The 16,952-nt window shown below is 57.8% G+C and carries 17 protein-coding genes and 1 pseudogene; 6 read left to right on the top strand and 12 right to left on the bottom strand.

Translation table 11 applies throughout. The annotated features are described in order from the left end of the window. Window positions 1–22 precede the first annotated feature (22 nt). Both C6558_RS23755 and repC read right to left on the bottom strand, forming a co-directional pair. Complete coding sequence (locus C6558_RS23755; RefSeq protein WP_057220938.1) at window positions 23–229, bottom strand: cold-shock protein; 207 nt, start codon at window positions 227–229, stop codon at window positions 23–25. Window positions 230–738: 509 nt separating this feature from the next. Continuing rightward, window positions 739–1,040 (bottom strand): annotated as a pseudogene (gene repC / locus C6558_RS23760) (replication initiation protein RepC); the annotation flags it as partial. 111 nt (window positions 1,041–1,151) lie between these two features. Between repC and C6558_RS23765 the strand changes: the two are divergent. Continuing rightward, window positions 1,152–1,406, top strand: a complete 255-nt coding sequence (locus tag C6558_RS23765; protein ID WP_057220940.1) for a type II toxin-antitoxin system VapB family antitoxin — start codon at window positions 1,152–1,154, stop codon at window positions 1,404–1,406. Then, complete coding sequence (locus C6558_RS23770; protein WP_057247455.1) at window positions 1,406–1,792, top strand: type II toxin-antitoxin system VapC family toxin; 387 nt, start codon at window positions 1,406–1,408, stop codon at window positions 1,790–1,792. Before C6558_RS23765 ends, C6558_RS23770 begins: the two co-directional genes overlap by 1 nt. Before the next feature lie 586 nt (window positions 1,793–2,378). On the opposite strand, the gene repB is transcribed toward C6558_RS23770, so the two are convergent. Further along, window positions 2,379–3,347, bottom strand: coding sequence for a plasmid partitioning protein RepB (repB, locus tag C6558_RS23775; RefSeq protein ID WP_107027783.1), 969 nt, complete (start codon window positions 3,345–3,347; stop codon window positions 2,379–2,381). A gap of 52 nt (window positions 3,348–3,399) precedes the next feature. Continuing rightward, complete coding sequence (repA, locus tag C6558_RS23780; RefSeq protein WP_057213813.1) at window positions 3,400–4,623, bottom strand: plasmid partitioning protein RepA; 1,224 nt, start codon at window positions 4,621–4,623, stop codon at window positions 3,400–3,402. 729 nt (window positions 4,624–5,352) lie between these two features. Between repA and C6558_RS23785 the strand changes: the two genes are divergently transcribed. Together C6558_RS23785 and C6558_RS23790 are read left to right on the top strand one after the other, a co-directional pair. Further along, window positions 5,353–6,012, top strand: a complete 660-nt coding sequence (locus tag C6558_RS23785; RefSeq protein WP_107027784.1) for a hypothetical protein — start codon at window positions 5,353–5,355, stop codon at window positions 6,010–6,012. Window positions 6,013–6,354: 342 nt separating this feature from the next. Continuing rightward, the gene (locus tag C6558_RS23790; RefSeq protein ID WP_107027785.1) at window positions 6,355–6,801 is read left to right on the top strand and encodes a DUF2721 domain-containing protein; all 447 of its coding nucleotides are present in this window, start codon (window positions 6,355–6,357) and stop codon (window positions 6,799–6,801) included. Window positions 6,802–7,183: 382 nt separating this feature from the next. On the opposite strand, the gene C6558_RS23795 is transcribed toward C6558_RS23790, so the two are convergent. From C6558_RS23795 to C6558_RS23815, 4 genes are all read right to left on the bottom strand, one after another. Next, window positions 7,184–7,666, bottom strand: a complete 483-nt coding sequence (locus C6558_RS23795; RefSeq protein ID WP_057207673.1) for a hypothetical protein — start codon at window positions 7,664–7,666, stop codon at window positions 7,184–7,186. Window positions 7,667–7,767: 101 nt separating this feature from the next. Continuing rightward, window positions 7,768–8,577 (bottom strand): hypothetical protein, encoded by an 810-nt coding sequence (locus C6558_RS23800; protein ID WP_057207780.1) that lies wholly within the window; start codon window positions 8,575–8,577, stop codon window positions 7,768–7,770. A 548-nt stretch (window positions 8,578–9,125) separates the two neighbouring features. Continuing rightward, entirely contained in the window at window positions 9,126–9,434 is a 309-nt protein-coding gene (locus C6558_RS23805) for a DUF736 domain-containing protein (protein WP_107027786.1), read from the bottom strand. A gap of 503 nt (window positions 9,435–9,937) precedes the next feature. Then, window positions 9,938–10,834, bottom strand: coding sequence for a DMT family transporter (locus tag C6558_RS23815; protein ID WP_245449201.1), 897 nt, complete (start codon window positions 10,832–10,834; stop codon window positions 9,938–9,940). A 158-nt stretch (window positions 10,835–10,992) separates the two neighbouring features. On the opposite strand from C6558_RS23815, the gene C6558_RS23820 reads away from it, so the two are divergent. Further along, entirely contained in the window at window positions 10,993–11,466 is a 474-nt protein-coding gene (locus C6558_RS23820; protein ID WP_057207675.1) for an Lrp/AsnC family transcriptional regulator, read from the top strand. Window positions 11,467–11,740: 274 nt separating this feature from the next. Here C6558_RS23820 and C6558_RS23825 read toward each other — a convergent pair whose 3' ends face one another. Further along, window positions 11,741–12,622, bottom strand: coding sequence for an ArdC family protein (locus C6558_RS23825; RefSeq protein ID WP_107027787.1), 882 nt, complete (start codon window positions 12,620–12,622; stop codon window positions 11,741–11,743). A gap of 672 nt (window positions 12,623–13,294) precedes the next feature. Then, a complete protein-coding gene (locus C6558_RS23830) occupies window positions 13,295–14,278 on the bottom strand; it encodes a L,D-transpeptidase (RefSeq protein WP_107027788.1) in 984 nt (327 codons plus the stop codon). Between the two features lie 312 nt (window positions 14,279–14,590). On the opposite strand from C6558_RS23830, the gene C6558_RS23835 reads away from it, so the two are divergent. After that, a complete protein-coding gene (locus C6558_RS23835; protein WP_057207678.1) occupies window positions 14,591–14,863 on the top strand; it encodes a DUF2188 domain-containing protein in 273 nt (90 codons plus the stop codon). A 127-nt stretch (window positions 14,864–14,990) separates the two neighbouring features. Here C6558_RS23835 and C6558_RS23840 read toward each other — a convergent pair whose 3' ends face one another. Next, on the bottom strand, window positions 14,991–15,509 hold the full coding sequence (locus C6558_RS23840) for a DUF4334 domain-containing protein (RefSeq protein WP_107027789.1): 519 nt from the start codon (window positions 15,507–15,509) through the stop codon (window positions 14,991–14,993). A gap of 403 nt (window positions 15,510–15,912) precedes the next feature. Beyond that, window positions 15,913–16,878 carry a magnesium and cobalt transport protein CorA gene (locus C6558_RS23845; RefSeq protein WP_107027790.1) on the bottom strand — a complete coding sequence of 322 codons (966 nt, stop codon included), beginning with the start codon at window positions 16,876–16,878 and terminating at the stop codon, window positions 15,913–15,915. Between the last annotated feature and the right edge of the window lie 74 nt (window positions 16,879–16,952).

A 16,952-nucleotide genomic window follows, 5' to 3' on the forward strand; every position in this document is an offset into this window, starting at 1 on the left:
AAGCTGCAGAATCGCAATGGGCTCAGGTCTGGAGGTTGTCGGCTGACATCTTGCCGGACTTGCGGTCTTTCACCAGCTCATAGGTAATCTTCTGGCCGTCGTTGAGTCCGCGTAGACCAGCTCGCTCCACCGCGGAAATGTGGACGAACACATCGGCAGTTCCGTCATCCGGCTGGATGAAACCGAAGCCTTTTGTTGTGTTGAACCATTTTACCGTACCGGTTGCCAAGGTATCCTCCTTTGATCATTGTCCTGTCGGACTGATAGGCTCGAATGACACTGGTGCGCTCACATTAGTAGACGGTTCCGGCGTCAACGGAAAGTCATGCGAGCTGTCGTGTCTTGGCCGAACGCAGCCAACAGCCGGCGGTCCTGCTATATCGCGTCTATCCCACCGGACCTAAATTCCGGGTCTTGGTTGCTTACCTTTGCTGTAAGCACGGTAGAGCCGACGTATTATGGCTGCAAGAACAAGACGCGCTTATTGCGCCGATGCGCCGCCGAAGCCGGTTGCGACCCGTTCCACAGCGATCTTTCCCGAGCGATCCATATAGGACAGGACCAGGGGACCGCTTTGCTCTAGAGATTTCAGAACCTGAGGCATGATCATTCCGCCATATCGAATAACTCATTTATTGTGCAAAATATATGACTCTATTGGCGACAACGCAAGCGACTACGACAGACTCGCCGGGGTAGCGAGAAGCTTCAGGTTGCTGCCCTCCAAAGAGCCGTTCGCTAGGCGCTTCGAGCAATCACCGGGTTCGCCCGCAATAGAGCCATCAGCACCGGTCCGAGCGAAAACCCCCTCGCCGCGCCTTGTCCGTCAGATTGCGAAGATACCCGCCGGCCGAGTTGATGTGCCCTGCCCTCTCGAGAATGCAGGCCATCGTCGCGGCCGCATTTTCCGGGGCCATGGCGTCGCAAGCATCCTGGTTGGCGCTCGGACTGACACCGAGCATTGATCGGACGACCACCGCGGCCGTCATCAGTTCCCGCCAACTCGAAATCGCGCCTTCCGGCCCATACATCGCGATCTTCTGAGAGCGCGACTTCAGCGGTTTCTTCGCAATCCATCAGCCCGGATACTTCTCTTGCATCAACACTGCGGTCAGGTAGAATACAGAAAATCAGGAACCAAGGAACCTTCGATGGCGCTCAGTATTAAAGATCTGGAGACCGAACGGCTTGCCAAGGCCCTGGCCGAGAAGACCGGAGAAACTATCACCATGGCCACGCGCCGCGCCCTGGAAGAGCGGCTGCGGCGCCTCGCAAATGCCGGAAATCGCGAAGTGCTTCTCGAGGAGCTGGCGGCGAGCCGTAAACGCTGGGCGAAGCTCCCGGTGCTGGATAAGCGCTCTGCCGATGAGATTTTGGGGTATGACGAAAACGGCCTTCCCAACTGATGGTCATCGACACATCAGCAATTGTTGCGATCGCGTTCAACGAACCGGACGCAGAAACCTACGAGCAAAAAGTAGTCGACGCTCCGCGGCGTTTCATTTCAGCTGCGACAATTCTTGAACTGTCCATCGTGATCGAGGCTCGCCTCGGCGAGGCGGGCGCTGCCGAGCTCGATCTATGGCTCTACAAAGCGGGTGTCGAAGTCGTCGCTGTCGACGCGGAACAGATTGCTATTGCAAGACGTGCCTGGCGCAGCTTTGGCAAGGGCCGGCACCCGGCGAGCCTGAATTTTGGGGACTGTTTTTCCTATGCGCTGGCCAAGTCGCGCAACGAGCCATTGCTTTTCAAAGGCGACGATTTCTCGCGCACAGACATAGAAGCAGCCTGACAATCAATGACCGGCGCAGGCTGCACTTGCCGGATCGAATGATAGGCGAATGTCGCGCGATGGAAACTCGCGCGCGATAACGGTAGGGACCGACTGTTCATCAGGTCTTGCGAAAGATGGATCCGAAATCGGCATCAAATGCCCCGTTCGCCAAAGCCCTGCCCGCGGTGCTACCTCCAACAACCGCCTGTCTCAATAGACGCAACATCACTCAAAAGCGAGTCTGCCTGATCGATCTGCGCGATTCAGGCGGTGCTGCTGAGCGCGTTTGCGTCGGGGCCGAAGACGCTACCGCCGGCCTGGTGTAGTCCGCACCGCGTTAATTCATTGATTTTTCAGCGGATTATCCCGAAATTGCCGGCCGACAACTTCTTGCCTTACGGGCCCACTCGCGAGCGTCTTTCGGTCCAGGCTTTCATGCTGACCAAATCTCCGAATACACCATTGGGTTTGCACACCAATTTTCTGCTTGCTGGCAGACAAACCTTAAGACTCACCCGGCCTTCAGGATCCCTTTTGCAAACGGTCAATCTGACCAAGCCTCCCACCAAGAAAAGTGTTCGAAACGGCCCTTTTGGGCTTCCATTCAATCCTTAGCGGACAGGAACTCGGCGTAAAGCCGATCCAGATTGTCTGCGAGGTATTTGCCAAAACGCCCGGCATTCTTTGATTTCATCGAAAGCGCGAATGCCTTGCCGGAGTTCGAGTACTGAGCTTGCACAGCCTTATCTTCGGCTTGCCAGTGATCCTTGACCTGGAGCACCGCCTTCCTGACAGGCTTCCTCGAGGTCGCAAGCGCGTTGAAGAGCGCATTGAAACGCTCGTCGCTGGTGAGCGAGCCAAATGAGGGCTGTGCCAGAACTTCGCCAATCTGTCCCGCGTTGTCCGCCTTTCCAGCGAGCAGTGAGAGCTCAAGCCAACGATCGCGTCCGATCGACGGGGCAGGGCCAATGCTCCTGATGACCTCCGGCGAAATCCGTTCGGTCACGGTCATCATCTTCGAGATCGCCGTCTTGTCGGCGGTAAGGGATGAAGAGATTACCGAGCGATCATGCCCAAGCGCCTCCAGCCGATGGGCAAAGCTCGCCCGCTCGATGAAGGAAAGATTGGCGCGCGCGGAATTCTCCTGCCCCTGCGCAATGACATGCGTGCGATCATCCAGCGCTCGAACAACAGCCTTGACCTTGGCGCCGAGCTCGCGGGCCGCCCGGACACGGCGATGTCCGAACACCACCTGATAGCGACCAGACGCCGACGGGTGAGGGCGCACAAGGATCGGCGTATCCTGGCCTCGTTCGGCAATCGCCTGCTTGAGAGCTTCGAATTCCTCTCGGTCATCCTCAAGGCGGTCGACCACGAAGGATCCGTCGATCGAATCCGGGTCGAGTTCGACAATCGTTTCGCCTTCAAGGAACTTGTCGGCCTGCCTGGAAAGTTCATCAAGCGAACGAACCATGCTCTTCGATGCACCGCGCATTGGATAGGCAGGCGCGATGTCTGTCTGCGGAGTATCGGCCGCGTCAACCAGACCTGCCAGTAAGTTCTTTCTCGCCATCTCGTTACTCCGTTTGTCTGTACCGCATGAGCGGTCATCCCATAGTCGATCGTCAGCCGGCGACCTTACGTCCCCAGGAGGCGTGGACCAGGTCAGCGATTTCCGAATTGACAGCATTCAAGGCATCCATGGCGCGCTCATAGGTTGAGCGGGTCATCTGGCTCTTGTCGACTTCATAAAGAGTCTGCTTGGTGATGCCGGCATCCGACACCGCCGTTGACTTCAGCATCTGGTTCTTCAGGACGAACTGGTGAAACAGCGTCTGCATGAAGCCAACCATCTGTCCTTGCGGTCCGTCGGTCGGCTCGTACCTGGTGATCAGATAACGATACCATTCCAGATTGACCTCCGCGCCCGCATCGCGGATCGGCTTCAAGATGCCGCCGAGCATCAAGAGAAATTGTCCCATAGACATCACATCGAGCATCTGAGGATGAATCGTAATCAGGACGCTCGTGGCTGCAGTCAATGCCGTGATGGTGAGATAACCCAGCTGGGGAGGGCAGTCGATCACCACGACGTCGTATCGGTCATCCACTTCGGCCAACGCGCGCGAGATACGCGTGAAGAAGGTCTTACCCTCGTTCGAGCTTCTGTTCGACATCGCAAGCGGCGTATCATACTCGAACTCCTGCAGTTCGAGGTTCGCTGGGATGATATCAAGACCGGGGAAATTCGTCGGTAAGATCACCTCAGAAATCGGCCGGCGTTCTTCATCGTAACGGATCGCGTCGTAAAGCGATGGCGTCTGGTCGAGTTCCGGCTGGAAACCGTGAAGCGACGACAAGGAGGCCTGCGGGTCCAGGTCGACTGCCAGTACCCGGTGTCCGGTCAGAGCCAGGTACTGAGCCAAATGGGCAGCGGTCGTCGTTTTGCCCGAACCGCCCTTGAAGTTGACGACCGCGATGATCTGAAGTTTTTCACCGGCTCGGCGTTTCGGCATGTAATGGCGCGCTTCCGAGCGACCATGCTGGTCGAGATATCGGCGCAACTCCACCATCTGTTCGGCGCTGTAAGAACGCCTTCCAGACGTCGATGTCTGGGGGAGGGGACCCTTACCTTCAAGGTGCAGCTTCTTCAGGGTGCTCTGCGACACGCCCAGAAACTGTGCGACTTCATTCAGCGAAAACTGACGCAGCAGCTTTTTGGCGTTCGGGGGAAACTGCTGCATGCTGAGGAGATGGAGCTTCTTCGAGATCAGATCGCCCTGCTCCAGGATAAGATCCTCGAACTGCGTTGGCTGAGCACGGGCCGCGGGAGGTGAATTAGCGTTCATTGCAGGGGAGCTCTCGAATAACGGTTTTTCAGCCGGAAGGACTGCCTAAGCGTTATTATGGGTGAAATCGCCCTGCTGGCAAGGAATTTAGGATTAACAAAAGGTTAAGGTTGTTTCTGAGGCTTTGGAGCGAGCCAGCGGTGTGCCATCGCCGAGCCCAGGCCGGTCGATGTTCAGATAATGGCGGTCCTCTGAGCCCCGCGCCCATCGGACTCGGTCTGAAGACTTGCTTCCGCCGTCGCGCACCTCAGTTCATGCGGCATGATGTGGGTAGCGCGAGCGGCGGCTTTAATGGAAGAATTTGGCCCAGCTCCGAGAGAGGCACGAGATAATGATCCTTTTCGAAGCGGACGGAAAGGATCCCTTAAGGGCAATTGACTGGCGCGTTGGCAATACGAAAATGCCACCAATTGCGGTGGAGATCGCCCGCGGGGCGAGATGAAACGGGAGTGAGCGCTTGTTGATGTCTGCGTGGCGGACCTTGCGCAAACGGACCTTGTCCGGTTCAAAAGGGGGCAGGCTCATGAGCGGCAAACTCAAGGGCGATGTGTAGGCGGCAACTTCATTAATCGCTTCATTGGCACGAAGGGCGGTCGGCTTGCACGGACACCCGACAGGGTCAGGCGATGAAGTAGGGCATCACAGGCGAATAGCGTAACATGACATACACCTGTGGCGGATGCAGCAGGAAGGCGTTGGCAACTTCAAGTTCTCAATCGGGACCACGCGATGAGCAATGTCATCCAACAAGGTCGTGACGAACGCCGCTGGCCCCCGGTTCTGGCAATCATTACGGTCTTCGCTTTTTTGGAGGTTCTACCGCATCACGTCTCCGCGCTGCCTCGATGGGTGTCATTCGGGGTCCTGATAGCAGCTATTGTTCCAATGATCATGGTGACGGTGTCGACCGAGAATGCTGTCTGGCTGCGGATCGAGCACGTTGCGATCATGGTCCTTTCCAGTCTCTACGTTGCCAATACGGCCGCCGAACTAGGCGATATGATAGGGATCATCACGATACACCCGCCCGAGACGCGAAAGGTGTCGTTGTTGAGTTCATCGTTTTCGATCTGGATCACCAACGTTCTGGCGTTCTCGCTTCTCTATTGGCAGGTCGATTCTGGTGGTCCCTCACGCATCGCGCGTGGGATATCAAGGAGACCTGACTGGCTCTTTCCCCAGTCGTCGGCTCCCGAATTCGCATCAGCCAATTGGCGGCCGCTCTATGTCGACTATCTTTTTCTGGCGTTTAATACCGCTACGGCGTTCAGTCCTACCGATGTGCTGCCGCTCACGCCGCGCGCAAAGCTCCTGATGATGCTCGAAAGCGCCATCGCGCTCCTTACACTCGTGCTCGTGGCCGCGCGTGCAGTCAATGTCATCCCGTAGTGTCTTAACCGCGATTGCGGACTTACGGCCGCTCCAAGCTTCTGGGCCCTCCGGCCTACGTTGCGCCATGCGTCACGACGGACCGGGCGGCCATGGGAGAGTAAGTATATGAAGCACAACGCCAATTATATTGTGCCCCGAGCCATCAGCTGCCAAACCGTCAAGTCCGATGAGCGCGCCTTCTATCCTCCCAGGAAACCCGCGCCACCAGCGGAAGGAATCATCCGGCAAGTCCAGATAGGAGCGCGCGCCGCCAGCCAGTCCTGCGAGGGTGAAAACTGTGCATGATACATCTCGCCCTGGACATATCCGGTGGTGGCCGAGAACACCCGGAGGAGAAACATGGTCTCTGTTGAAGCTGACCAGCTTGCGAACATGATTAGTCACGCGGTCGCGCCGGCGTTCATGCTCAACGCGGTCGCTGCGATGGTGGCGATTCTGGCCAGTCGGATTTCCGGCGTTACGGAGCGGATCAGAAAGCTTCGGGAGATCGACGAAAGCGATACCCGAGCGTGGTTGAAGAAGGAGATGACCGAGCTGCGGCGGCGAGAACGTGTGCTCAATAATGCGCTTCACCTGGCCGTGTTGGCAGGAATCGGCGTCACGTTCCTTCTGATCTTCGGATTCGTCATCGCCTTTGTTGGGTACCGCCACGAACCAGGAGCCGCCGTTTTGTTCATGGCGGCTCTCGGTTTTCTGGCGGCGTCGCTCTTCCGCCTCCTGCAGGACATCAGGCTCTCCCAGATTGAGCACGACGACTGTAATAGGCCGAAATCGCAAATGCGCTGACGGGCCGCCATCCCAGCCGACGCACCGCCCCCCCCCCGGACCCAGCCCGTCGCCGGGATTCCGAGGTGAAGAAGTAGTCCCCACGCAGGGCGACGACCGCGTCCACCTACGTGGCACTTTCCTCCCGCTCGACATCGACCGGCGCTCTTACGCCACCGAACTCATCAAGCCGGCCATTTTGATCTTCGCGCGGCCCGTAACTCCAGAAGTGCGTCACGCCGACGCTGTAGGCCAAATGCAGCGGGTTTGTGCCGATTAGCTCCCCGGTGATCCTTTAGCGATCATACCGTGCCTCAGCGGTAGCATGACGGCGACGTCGAAATTGTCCGAAATGTCGCCGAAATCACATCCTACCTATACTGGTGCGTCCAAGCCTTGCCGTTCATCCTTCGGAGTCTTTCGATTCCTTCTTGGCCTGCCCTCTGTCGAGCTTGCCGAACTCGGTCATGATGCTAACTAGAACGCTGCCCGTCCATCCGAATGTAAACAAGCCCGACACCGCCATGATCGGCCCGATCAAACGCCAACTATCAGGTAGTCTTACCGTGCCTTCACCAAGCGTCGTGTAGCTCTCCAGGACGAAGTAATAGCTGTCCCGCATTGAAGGAATTATCCCCATCATCGATATCGGCGCTGCCCACACGAGAGTCTCGGCGAAATGAAGGATTGCCAGCGATCCGATCGCAACGGCAAGCAAGAGATTGATACGCCAATGCGGCGTGGTGTTGTTCACGAGAACCCAGGACCTGCTGAAACGCCGATTGATCGTGCGAATGCCAATGCCGTGTACCAACATGATCAAAATGACCATGACGGTGCCCAGCGCTATTTCAAGAATTGGGTTGGGAGCAGATAATTTGTCCATGGTCATCCAAGGGCAACGCGCCCGATCCGAGCACGCGGGCGAGGTTCAAGTGTCGCCAGAAGCCAGAGTTTCGACGGCACAGTGTGAGCGTTACAAAGTTGCTATTTTGGGAACAAGAACGTGACGATTGCTCGAACCCCCCAGCCATCAGGCCCGTTTTCCGGCGATTCCGCCCAGTAACGCGCGCCCACGCCAAGGCTCACGGGTTGCTCGCCGAACTTTACCAATTTTGACACCTGGAAGTTAATCGGGACCGACCAGTCATTGGTTTCCCAGTCATAGGTACTCTCGGTGTTCAAGGAGAAGGTCCAGGCTTCCGGCGTCGTGTAAGAGATGAAAGGCTGCAGGAACGTTGAGCTGACGTCCGCTCGATTGCTCTGTCCGGCGAACGACCACACATGGTTCGCCAATATCCCAAAAGTCCAGGGGCCCTCTTGCTTGAGAGCCACGCCGGTTGGACCCGCGCCCCACTTTCCGCTTCCAAGAAATTCGTCGGTTGCTGTGGGAATCAGAAACACCGGGCCAATACCCCAGATGATCCCATTCTCGGTTGGCTTGGCAGGCGACAGGAAGAAACTCTGTAGCGTGTCACCAAGCCCGAACTGCTCCCCTGAGGGTCCCGCGATATCGTCTTGCCAGGTCACGGGCAGGATCGTTCGGGAAATCAGGTTCCAGTCTTCATTGAGCGAAATGGGAATTACTGGCTGGATGTTCACCACGGTATGATCGCCGTCGTTCGGTCCGTAGCCCTGATCGTAGTTGAATTGGAACGGAACGCTGATCAGCGACGCGATCGGGTTTGAGAGCTTCTTCGCTAGCTCTTCACTGGATTGGGCGTGAGCCGATGCGGCGATAGACGTCAGAAGGATGGCGAAACTTAAAATTTTAAGCGAACCTGATGCCACAGTCATGCTCCCACCTTGCGTGCAGTTTCTAAACCGGCGGAAGTCATGCATGACCCCCCCGGTTCGCATGTCGCAGCCGACGATGGTTGAGTCTTGTTTTCGTCGCAAGTGCAGGGCGACCACACACGGCAAAAAAGTGGGCCGTGACAACCGTTCCACAAATGCAATTTACTGGCAATTCCAAAACCGCGGGCCGGGTGCTGCAAATTCCTGCTGTCGCAGCCGCACGTCGTAATTCGCCCGCGGCCTGCGTCGGTCGGAGTTCTAGGTACGTCATGGCATCGATAGCGTTCGTGAGGCTGCGACCGATGAACAACGCGATCCGAGGTGAGGCAGGCGACCGACGCGCTCGTTGCCAATCGCCCGCCCGAGGAACGGAAAAGGGGATGGGCCCCTTTTTTAAACGCGGAAAGCTGTTCTGGGCAGACGATCTAGAGTCTACGGCGATGTTGCCGTGCTGCTTCGGGGTCTCTTTCCAATGGATACAGCATTGCTGCAGATGTCGTATTCGACGAGGTAGGCCCCGCTGATATAGCGGGGCCATGATCTAAGTCTCAGTCCCGGTTCAACCGCGACCAGATGAGCTTGAGGTCAACTTCACCTTCGAACTCTGCAAGTGTTGCGTAGATCGGGGCTGAGAAGCTCGGGTCGTCGAGCTTCACCGAAAGATAGTCGCGGCCCTGATCGGAGGTCTTCTGCCAGGCCGCGCCCAGTTCGACGTTACCGGCGTAGATGCGGAAATGCGGCCCCTTGTCGGAGGGGTTCTCGACCCTGGCAATGCGAGCCTTGAGGTTGAGTGCGAGGGTGCGGATTGAGCCGTTGAAGCCGTTTTCGGTGGAGGTGAAGGTGCCAATGGTTGCCATTGTCGTGTTCCTTTTCGCTGTGTCGGGCCGCACCATTGCGGCCTCGATGGCTGTCGCAAGGACCGGGGACGATTGGTCCGCACCCATAGGGCCGCAATGGAATGGAGGGCGGCAAGTCGCAGTTTTGTTAGTGCGCGAGGAATGGCGGCGCAGCTGACAGGGGTAAGAAAACGCCGACTTGCCGTTGCGGAAGGACGATCGAGGCGCAGCCAATCTTCGGTCAGACACGCCTCATCGAGCCCGCCGAGGGAGCGCTGTCAACAGCGGGTGAGAGGGACATGGCAATCGCACCTCTGACGAATGGAGCCTCCCGATCGGTGTCGTAGGTTCAATCCATTTCCGCAGGCCGCGATGTTCCGCGAGTACGGTATCTAACACCTGATGGGACGGTTGCATCCAACCGGCCTAACGAAAACGTTCAGTCGCGACTGGTCGCCTGGAGGGAGGTGATGTCAGGCAAAGTCGATTATCGATGGCCCACGCCAGTGAACTTGCCGCGAAGTTCAGGATTTTTGTAGCATTGGGAACACCATTCCAAATGTAATGGCAGCGATAGCAACGAACTGGGGAAGGCTCAGCATTTCCTCGAGCACTGCCATCCCGACCACAGACGTCGTCACTGGAATGCACGGCATGAACAGCGAGGCCTCTCGCGGGCCAAGTTGATGAACCGTATAAGTGTAGAGAACGATCGCAACCGCGCCGGCAAGAATGCCCTGGATCACGAATTGCATCGCGATCTCCGCTACGGACGCAGCTGCAAGACCACTCGGCGCTGCGGTGTACAACAGGGGTAGCGGCAAGCAGGAGAAGAGGACTCCTGCGATCGCCGCCGTTATCGCGTCGACGGACCAGAACCTCACCAGCACCGCATAGAGCGCGAACATGATCCCCGATCCCGCAAAGAGCAGATCGCCGGGCAGGGTGTCGCCTGTCTTGAGGGCTGCGGGGGAAACGAACAGAAGCAGTCCGCCGATGATCGCGACCATGCCGATGATGCGCGCGCGGGAAACCTTGTCCTTGAACACGAGGCGCGAGAGCAAGAACGAGAAGAAGACGATGGACGCGGGAGACAGGGCTGCAGCATGGGCGGCCGGGGCGTGGGTAAGCCCCTGATTGATGATCAGGGTGTAAGGCAATCCCACCAGCAGTGCCAGCAGACCGGCTTTGCGCCAGCCTAACAGCCTCAGCTTTGCCGTGCCGGTCTTCCATAACACCGGCAAGAAGACGAAAAGAGCGCCAGCAAACCGCAAGCCGACGATATCGGCGGCGGTCAGATGTTCGCGCAAGCTGAAGCGGGCGGCCACGAATTGCACGGTGGTAATCGCGACGAATGCTGCCCCTGCTAAAATAGCCATCCGCTTGCTGCCGTCACTGTCTGCGAGGATCGAAATACGCACTCTTGCCTCCATAAGGGCAGGGGACCCGGCCTGGCCATTGGCAGGCGACCGAATGTACCGGGAAACAACGATCACATCGTATTGCTCAAGCGTGCGTGTCTGAATATATTAATTTCGTGATTTTGAAGTGAGTATAACTCGATTATGGATCAAACTGCGTGAAACACGAAGCTGCCGAACTCGACGCAATCGACCGCAACCTGCTGAGGCTGCTGCAGGAAGACGGCCGCCGTACCACGCTCGAACTGGCGAGCCGGGTCGGCTTGTCGCCGACCGGGGCGAGCCAGCGCCTCAAACGTCTGTTCCGGGAGGGTTATGTAAAATCCGTCAGGGCGATCCTTGATCCGCAGAAGGTTGGCCGGGGAACAGTGGTGTTCATTCAGGTCCGCCTCGATCACACTGCTCCGCACATTTTCGAGCGGTTCGCCGAGGCAATCTCAAATGCATCGGAAGTTCTGGAATGCCACATGGTCATCGGCGGCTTCGACTATCTCGTCAAAGCGAGAATTGCCGACATGACGATGTTTCAGGACTTTCTGGAGCGGGTGATATTGCCTTTACCCGGTGTAAGGGAGACCCATACCTACGCATCCGTTGCAGATGTAAAGCCTGATGCCCTTTTGCCGATTTGAGGCTTTAACGCAGGACCTCCAACTAGAAACTGGCCAGCATCGAGCAGGGCAAATCGCGCGAGTGCCGATGAACTGCGGTCCCAACCCTTCCAATTGGTGCGCTTGTCTGAGCGGCTGTTTATGGACCTCGACAGTAGACCGACAAACTGCACCAAAATGTCCAACCGTTCTTGGCGGGGCCCCACGCAGCGAAAATTAGCGAAGGAGGCGGCCTCTGCTGTAGCGACCTTTGCGCGTCTAAAGACGCGCTGGTAGCTCGCTCCTTCGCTTCCTTTCAGTCTGGGAGAGCCAGCAGGTAATCGCTGGCCTCGGACGCTTTGCTGGCGGCGGTGATGAACGCCTTGCGGTCGCCCTTCAGGATCTTGATCCAGCTGGCAAGATACTTGGCATGATCGGCGCGAGGCTCGGCCGAAACGCCCAGGCGGGCGCAGAGGAACGCTGCGCCCAGTTCGGCAACCAGCTCTTCGGCGGCATAGGCATCATCGCCAAAGCGCTTGCCAAATTCGCGCTTGAGCCGTGGTCCACTCCAGTGGGTCAGCTCGTGCAGGACGACGCCGTAAAATGCCTCGGTGGCGCTGCTGGTGGACGTGCCGGTGAACAGGTGTTGCGGCGGCAGCACGATTTCGTCGGTGCTGGGCCGGTAGAAGGCGTTTGCGCCTTCGTGGCGGATTTTCGCGCCACTCGCAGTGATGAGGGCATCGACCGTTTCGATCGGGGACACCTGATTGTGCTCGGGCGCGCGAGCCTTCTCGGGTTGGTAGCCATCGAGCTGAGCGACGTTGAACACCCAGCTGAGACGGGCACAGGGAATGCGGCGGCCATTCTCGTCTTCGGCGTCGATATCGCCGACTTCGTCGCCCTGGCGCTCGAGCATTTTGAACCAGATAACCGGGGTGCCTTTTTCGCCCTTGCGGACGCTTGCGCCGTTTTCGGACCACTGCTTGAAGGTCGCCCATTGATTTTCCGCGTAGCCGGCCTCCTTTGCGGCGACCCACAGCATGACGACGTTGGTGCCGCGGTATTCGTGACCTGACACGGCGTTGACCGGCATGGTCAGCGACGGGCCGACCCAGGGACGCTCGCAGGGTCCGCAGGTTTCGAGGGCTTGGAGAATGGTGTCGGTGATGATCTGATAGGTGTCGCGCTTGGTGTGCATGGTGTGGCTCCTTTCTGGACCGCCTGAGCGGCGGGAGCTTCCAGCAGCGCAAGGCCATAAGAGGCGCATGCACCCGCAGGGCCGAAACGGACGTGAAGGAGGGCTTGCCCTTGCTTGCACCGCGGCCTGTAGCAGCCTGCTCCCCTACGCCGCGCCGGTCCCTGGAAGAGCCGATTGCCATGCCCCGCGCGATCGCAGGATTATTGCCGGGCTCCGTCGCCCTCGTCTGCGGGCTTGCGGATCGCGTGAGGATAACCGGAAGAGGCAAAGCCGGTCGGGTCAGGCCCACGAATGCGCATTGAGGTGACAGTTGCTGCGGATTTCTGCAGGCCACGTGCGCAATGGCGCACCTGGTGGTGGTCGGGCGCATTGTCAGGGCGAAACCCCATGATTGGTTGCGACGCGGCGGGGGAGGGGGCGCGCAAGTGCCGGTAGAGGATGAAGCCGCTGCGGCCGCCGGAGGGTGTTTATGCTCAGGATGGCGACGAGAAAGGCTGGCGTCCCCGAGCCAATCGCGTGAATGGTGGCGTGGGGATCAGAACAGCGTGAGCTACCTCCGCTTGATCGCCTATTGAGCGCTCGACAGTTGATACCGGATCAAGAGCCGGTTGCTTTCCGTTAAACGGGGAGGTGCGCAGGCCAATCCATGCGGTCGCACTTCAATGTCGGAAGTTACTCCACAAATTCAACAGAGACGCCTGGTTCGACCATCGCGGCCAATTCCTCTACATCCCAGTTTGCAAGGCGCACGCAGCCATGCGAACCGACCTTATCGATAAGGGCAGGCTCCGGTGTCCCGTGGATGCCGTACGTCGGCTTCGAAAGATCGATCCATACGGTGCCAACTGGCCCATTTGGCCCACTGGGTATTGTCAGAATTTTCCTGTTGTCGCCCTGCTTGAAGTTGATCTTGGGGTTGTAGACATAGGTAGGCATTCGCGCCACGCCCTTGACTTTGTGCTTACCCGACGGTGCAGGTGTCTCGGAACTGCCGATGGTTGCTGGATAGACTGCCAATAGGGTGCCGTCTTCACCATAGGCATAGAGATGTGCCGTTCGTCTGTTGGCCTCGATCCGTTTGACCTTCCCGGTCTTGGGCGGGCCTGGCATCGTTACCGATATCGTTTCTCCGGCGGCAAAGGACGCTTGCGGGTTGAGCGTCGTGATCAGGTCGATGTCCATATGAAAGCGCTCGGACAACTTCTCCGCCACGCTCGTATAACCGAGGTGATCCATCCGGGCTTTTTCACCATAGTCCGCCGGGATCGATTGAACCAGGCCGGTCGTATCTGCCGCGGTGATGTTGTAGCTCTGAACGACCGGGGCATTGTTGTTAAGACGAGCGATAACTTCCGGATCGAGCTTGCCGTCGGAGGGTAGCCCATTCATCGCCTCAAAGCCTGCGATCGCTTTGCTGACATTCTCCCCGAAATACCCGTCGATTACGCCTGGGGAGGCGCCGGCACGGTCCAAAAGCACCTGAAGTTGCACAGTGGCAGGATCCGGGTTGTCCGGACGCGCCGATGACGTTTCGGTTGTTGGAATAGAATCGAGCGACGCCGTATTGATTGTCTCTGGCAAAAGTTCGAAACTCATGGCGGGGCCGCAGATCAGTGTTGATATCGTAAGTGCTGCGACAAATTCATTTCTGTTCATGGCCTTCCAACGAGTGTCGACATGTATTGTTCCAAATCGACGCCCCGGGTGCCGGGAAGATATCGATTGGAAGTCTTGGACATGCGAGTGATCTGCACCTTGCAGATTGGTGATGGGTGTGCCGGCGTGCCGTGGAAGGCTCTGGATGCGGTACAAACATGATCTCGGCACCCTATATGGGATCTGACATGCCCGGTTCGGGACGCTCATTGCGGCTGTTGAAACACCGCGCATACGTTTAGGCGGGAGCCATGGGGTTGCAGAAAAACAGCCTAGGGTCGTCAAACCGGAATTCTTGCATCGGAGGTGTATATGACGAAAGCGAGATACGAGGTTGTCCCCCATGACGGTGGTTGGGCGTACAAGTCGGGCGATGTCTTCTCGGAAACTTTCCCCTCTCATGACGATGCTCTTGAAGCCGCGCGCATAGCCGCTCAAGAACACCAAAGCGCGGGGAAAGACGCGGAAATCGAGTATCAAGACCGAACCGGGCATTGGCACCAGGAACATGCTGACGGCGAAGATCGGCCCGACACCGAAGTCGTCGATGACGGCAACCATCCAACGGGGCACGAAACCTCATAGCTGGTGGAACCAGCGGCATAAATATTTAGCGCCCATCGAAGCTATGCGGATAGCCGGCTAAGAACTTGAGTACGCTGGACATCTGCTTCATCATGTGTGTTCCCAACACACGATGCCGGCGGCAGCGCTATTCCTGACGCGTCAGGATGAAGAAATAGGGCCGAGGGTCACGGTGGGCCGACATCATTCCAAACAACTGATCGTCGCCGATCCGTCGAAATCGGTCCGTGATTGGCTGCCGGTCATAGACCATGGCTGCTGAACGTATTCCTTCGAAGTCCTGCATCTCGAGGGTAGCGGTTGGCCCACACGCCCGCAGGGGGCGTTGCAGGAATCGAAAACAATGACGAGCCAAGCGGGTGCGCCCGATTGACCCCAGGCGCAATGTCAATCCCAGCGGGATATAGGCCGGATCGAGCGCGACCAGTCGATTGGGACCGAACTGAAACAGAAGTGCATCGGCGCGAAGGTTCGGATGAAAGCGCTTGCCAAACCAGCCGAGGTTTTCAAGAACCCCATCCAAGGGATGGCCTGTTGGCAATCCAGAGCCGCGCCACAGGCCAGCGAGTTCGCGCCTATAGGCGGGTGGGAGTTCGCGAAAGCGTTCGAGGGCTTCCACGGTGGTAATCGGCGAGAGATCAACCATAGCATTTTGTTGGCAGAGACATTCTATCACAGGATACACGAGTGCGTGGTTTCATGGTCACAGGTTACCTTCTGTCGGGTGCTAGCCGTGAACCATAAAAGATGACCTCCAAGAAGGGTCGCTCATCTTGCACACGATCCGGAGGGATTAAGTTCTGGATCGTTTTTGCGCGTGCACTACTGAAAGCGCGGCACATCAAAATTGTTCCCGTCCCTAACCGGCGCGCGTGGTTCTCTGCCTTAACGGCCGGCGCGTGCTTTCGATGATACCAGCGCGCCGAAGGATAACCAACAGGCGCCAAAGGCGTACCTCCATGGTCCAGGCGTCGATCCTCTGCTCCCTCAACGACTACGCTCCCCCCACCAGGGCCTCTCCCACGCAGGCTGACGCAGCGCTCGTTGTGCTAAAGCCACCCAGCCTTGCGGAAGCGCAAGAAGAGCACCACACAGAGAAAGACGATCGCCCCGAGAACCACGTAGTAGCCATAGAGCGTGTCGAGTTCGGGCATGTGTTTGAAGTTCATGCCGTAAATGCCCGCAATAGCGGTAGGCACCGCAAGGATCGCAGCCCATGCAGCCAGCTGTCGCGTGATCGTTCCTTGTCTCTGTTGTTCGAGCAGGTTACTGGCTTCAAACACAGATGTGATGACCTCGCGCAAACCCGCAACCATGCCTTCGACGCGTCTGACATGATCCAGCACGTCGCGGAAATATGGTCTGGCGTTATCGTCGACGCACGGAAGTTCCAGATGAACCAGTTTGCTGGCGACTTCCGACATGGGACCGAGAATGCGTTGGAACAGGATGACCTGCCGCCGCAGCCGGAAAATTCGCCTGATTTCATCCCGCTCTAGAAAGGCTACAAGCATGTGTTTTTCCATGCCGAGAACCTTGTCCTCGATCGTTTGAACGATCGGCAGGTAGCCGTCGACAATGAAATCGATGACCGCATGAAGGACATAGTCGGTCCCTCGCGCCAGCAATTGCGGCGATGCCTCGAGCTGTGCTCTCAACTCTGTGTGACTGCGTGCCGAGCCCTGCCGGACTGTGATGATGTGGTGTCTGCCGACAAAGATCGCCGTCTCACCGTAGACGATCTTGTCCTTCTCCAGATGGGCAGTCTTGGCAATTACGAACAGTTGCTCGCCGTAGACCTCCACCTTGGCGATCTGATTTCCATTGAGCGCATCTTCAACGGCAAGTGGGTGAAGCCCGAATGCCGCGGCAACTGCCGTCATTTCCTCCGGCGTCGGGTCGTGAAGCCCTATCCAGGCGAATTCGCTTTCATCCATTACCCGCGCTTGTCCGGAAAGCTCGAGCGTATCCGCACGCTTTCCGTTGCGATACAAATACGACGCGACGACACTCATCAGTTCGATCCATATTGCGGGGGGCCGGAAAAGGGCCCGTTGAGATTGGTGCCTGGGACAGGGAACGGTGCGAC

It is taken from the genome of Ensifer sp. NM-2, from assembly GCF_003024455.1.
Lineage (GTDB): Bacteria > Pseudomonadota > Alphaproteobacteria > Rhizobiales > Rhizobiaceae > Ensifer > Ensifer canadensis.

What these genes read in the sequence shown, in the direction of transcription:
- C6558_RS23790 (WP_107027785.1), top strand. Translation starts at nt 6,355, where the DNA reads ATGGTCTCTGTTGAAGCTGACCAGCTTGCGAACATGATTAGTCACGCG.
- C6558_RS23765 (WP_057220940.1), top strand. Translation starts at nt 1,152, where the DNA reads ATGGCGCTCAGTATTAAAGATCTGGAGACCGAACGGCTTGCCAAGGCC.
- C6558_RS23795 (WP_057207673.1), bottom strand. Translation starts at nt 7,666, where the DNA reads ATGGACAAATTATCTGCTCCCAACCCAATTCTTGAAATAGCGCTGGGC.
- C6558_RS23785 (WP_107027784.1), top strand. Translation starts at nt 5,353, where the DNA reads ATGAGCAATGTCATCCAACAAGGTCGTGACGAACGCCGCTGGCCCCCG.
- repB (WP_107027783.1), bottom strand. Translation starts at nt 3,347, where the DNA reads ATGGCGAGAAAGAACTTACTGGCAGGTCTGGTTGACGCGGCCGATACT.
- C6558_RS23845 (WP_107027790.1), bottom strand. Translation starts at nt 16,878, where the DNA reads ATGAGTGTCGTCGCGTCGTATTTGTATCGCAACGGAAAGCGTGCGGAT.
- C6558_RS23770 (WP_057247455.1), top strand. Translation starts at nt 1,406, where the DNA reads ATGGTCATCGACACATCAGCAATTGTTGCGATCGCGTTCAACGAACCG.
- C6558_RS23830 (WP_107027788.1), bottom strand. Translation starts at nt 14,278, where the DNA reads ATGAACAGAAATGAATTTGTCGCAGCACTTACGATATCAACACTGATC.
- C6558_RS23835 (WP_057207678.1), top strand. Translation starts at nt 14,591, where the DNA reads ATGACGAAAGCGAGATACGAGGTTGTCCCCCATGACGGTGGTTGGGCG.
- C6558_RS23840 (WP_107027789.1), bottom strand. Translation starts at nt 15,509, where the DNA reads ATGGTTGATCTCTCGCCGATTACCACCGTGGAAGCCCTCGAACGCTTT.
- C6558_RS23800 (WP_057207780.1), bottom strand. Translation starts at nt 8,577, where the DNA reads ATGACTGTGGCATCAGGTTCGCTTAAAATTTTAAGTTTCGCCATCCTT.
- C6558_RS23805 (WP_107027786.1), bottom strand. Translation starts at nt 9,434, where the DNA reads ATGGCAACCATTGGCACCTTCACCTCCACCGAAAACGGCTTCAACGGC.
- repA (WP_057213813.1), bottom strand. Translation starts at nt 4,623, where the DNA reads ATGAACGCTAATTCACCTCCCGCGGCCCGTGCTCAGCCAACGCAGTTC.
- C6558_RS23825 (WP_107027787.1), bottom strand. Translation starts at nt 12,622, where the DNA reads ATGCACACCAAGCGCGACACCTATCAGATCATCACCGACACCATTCTC.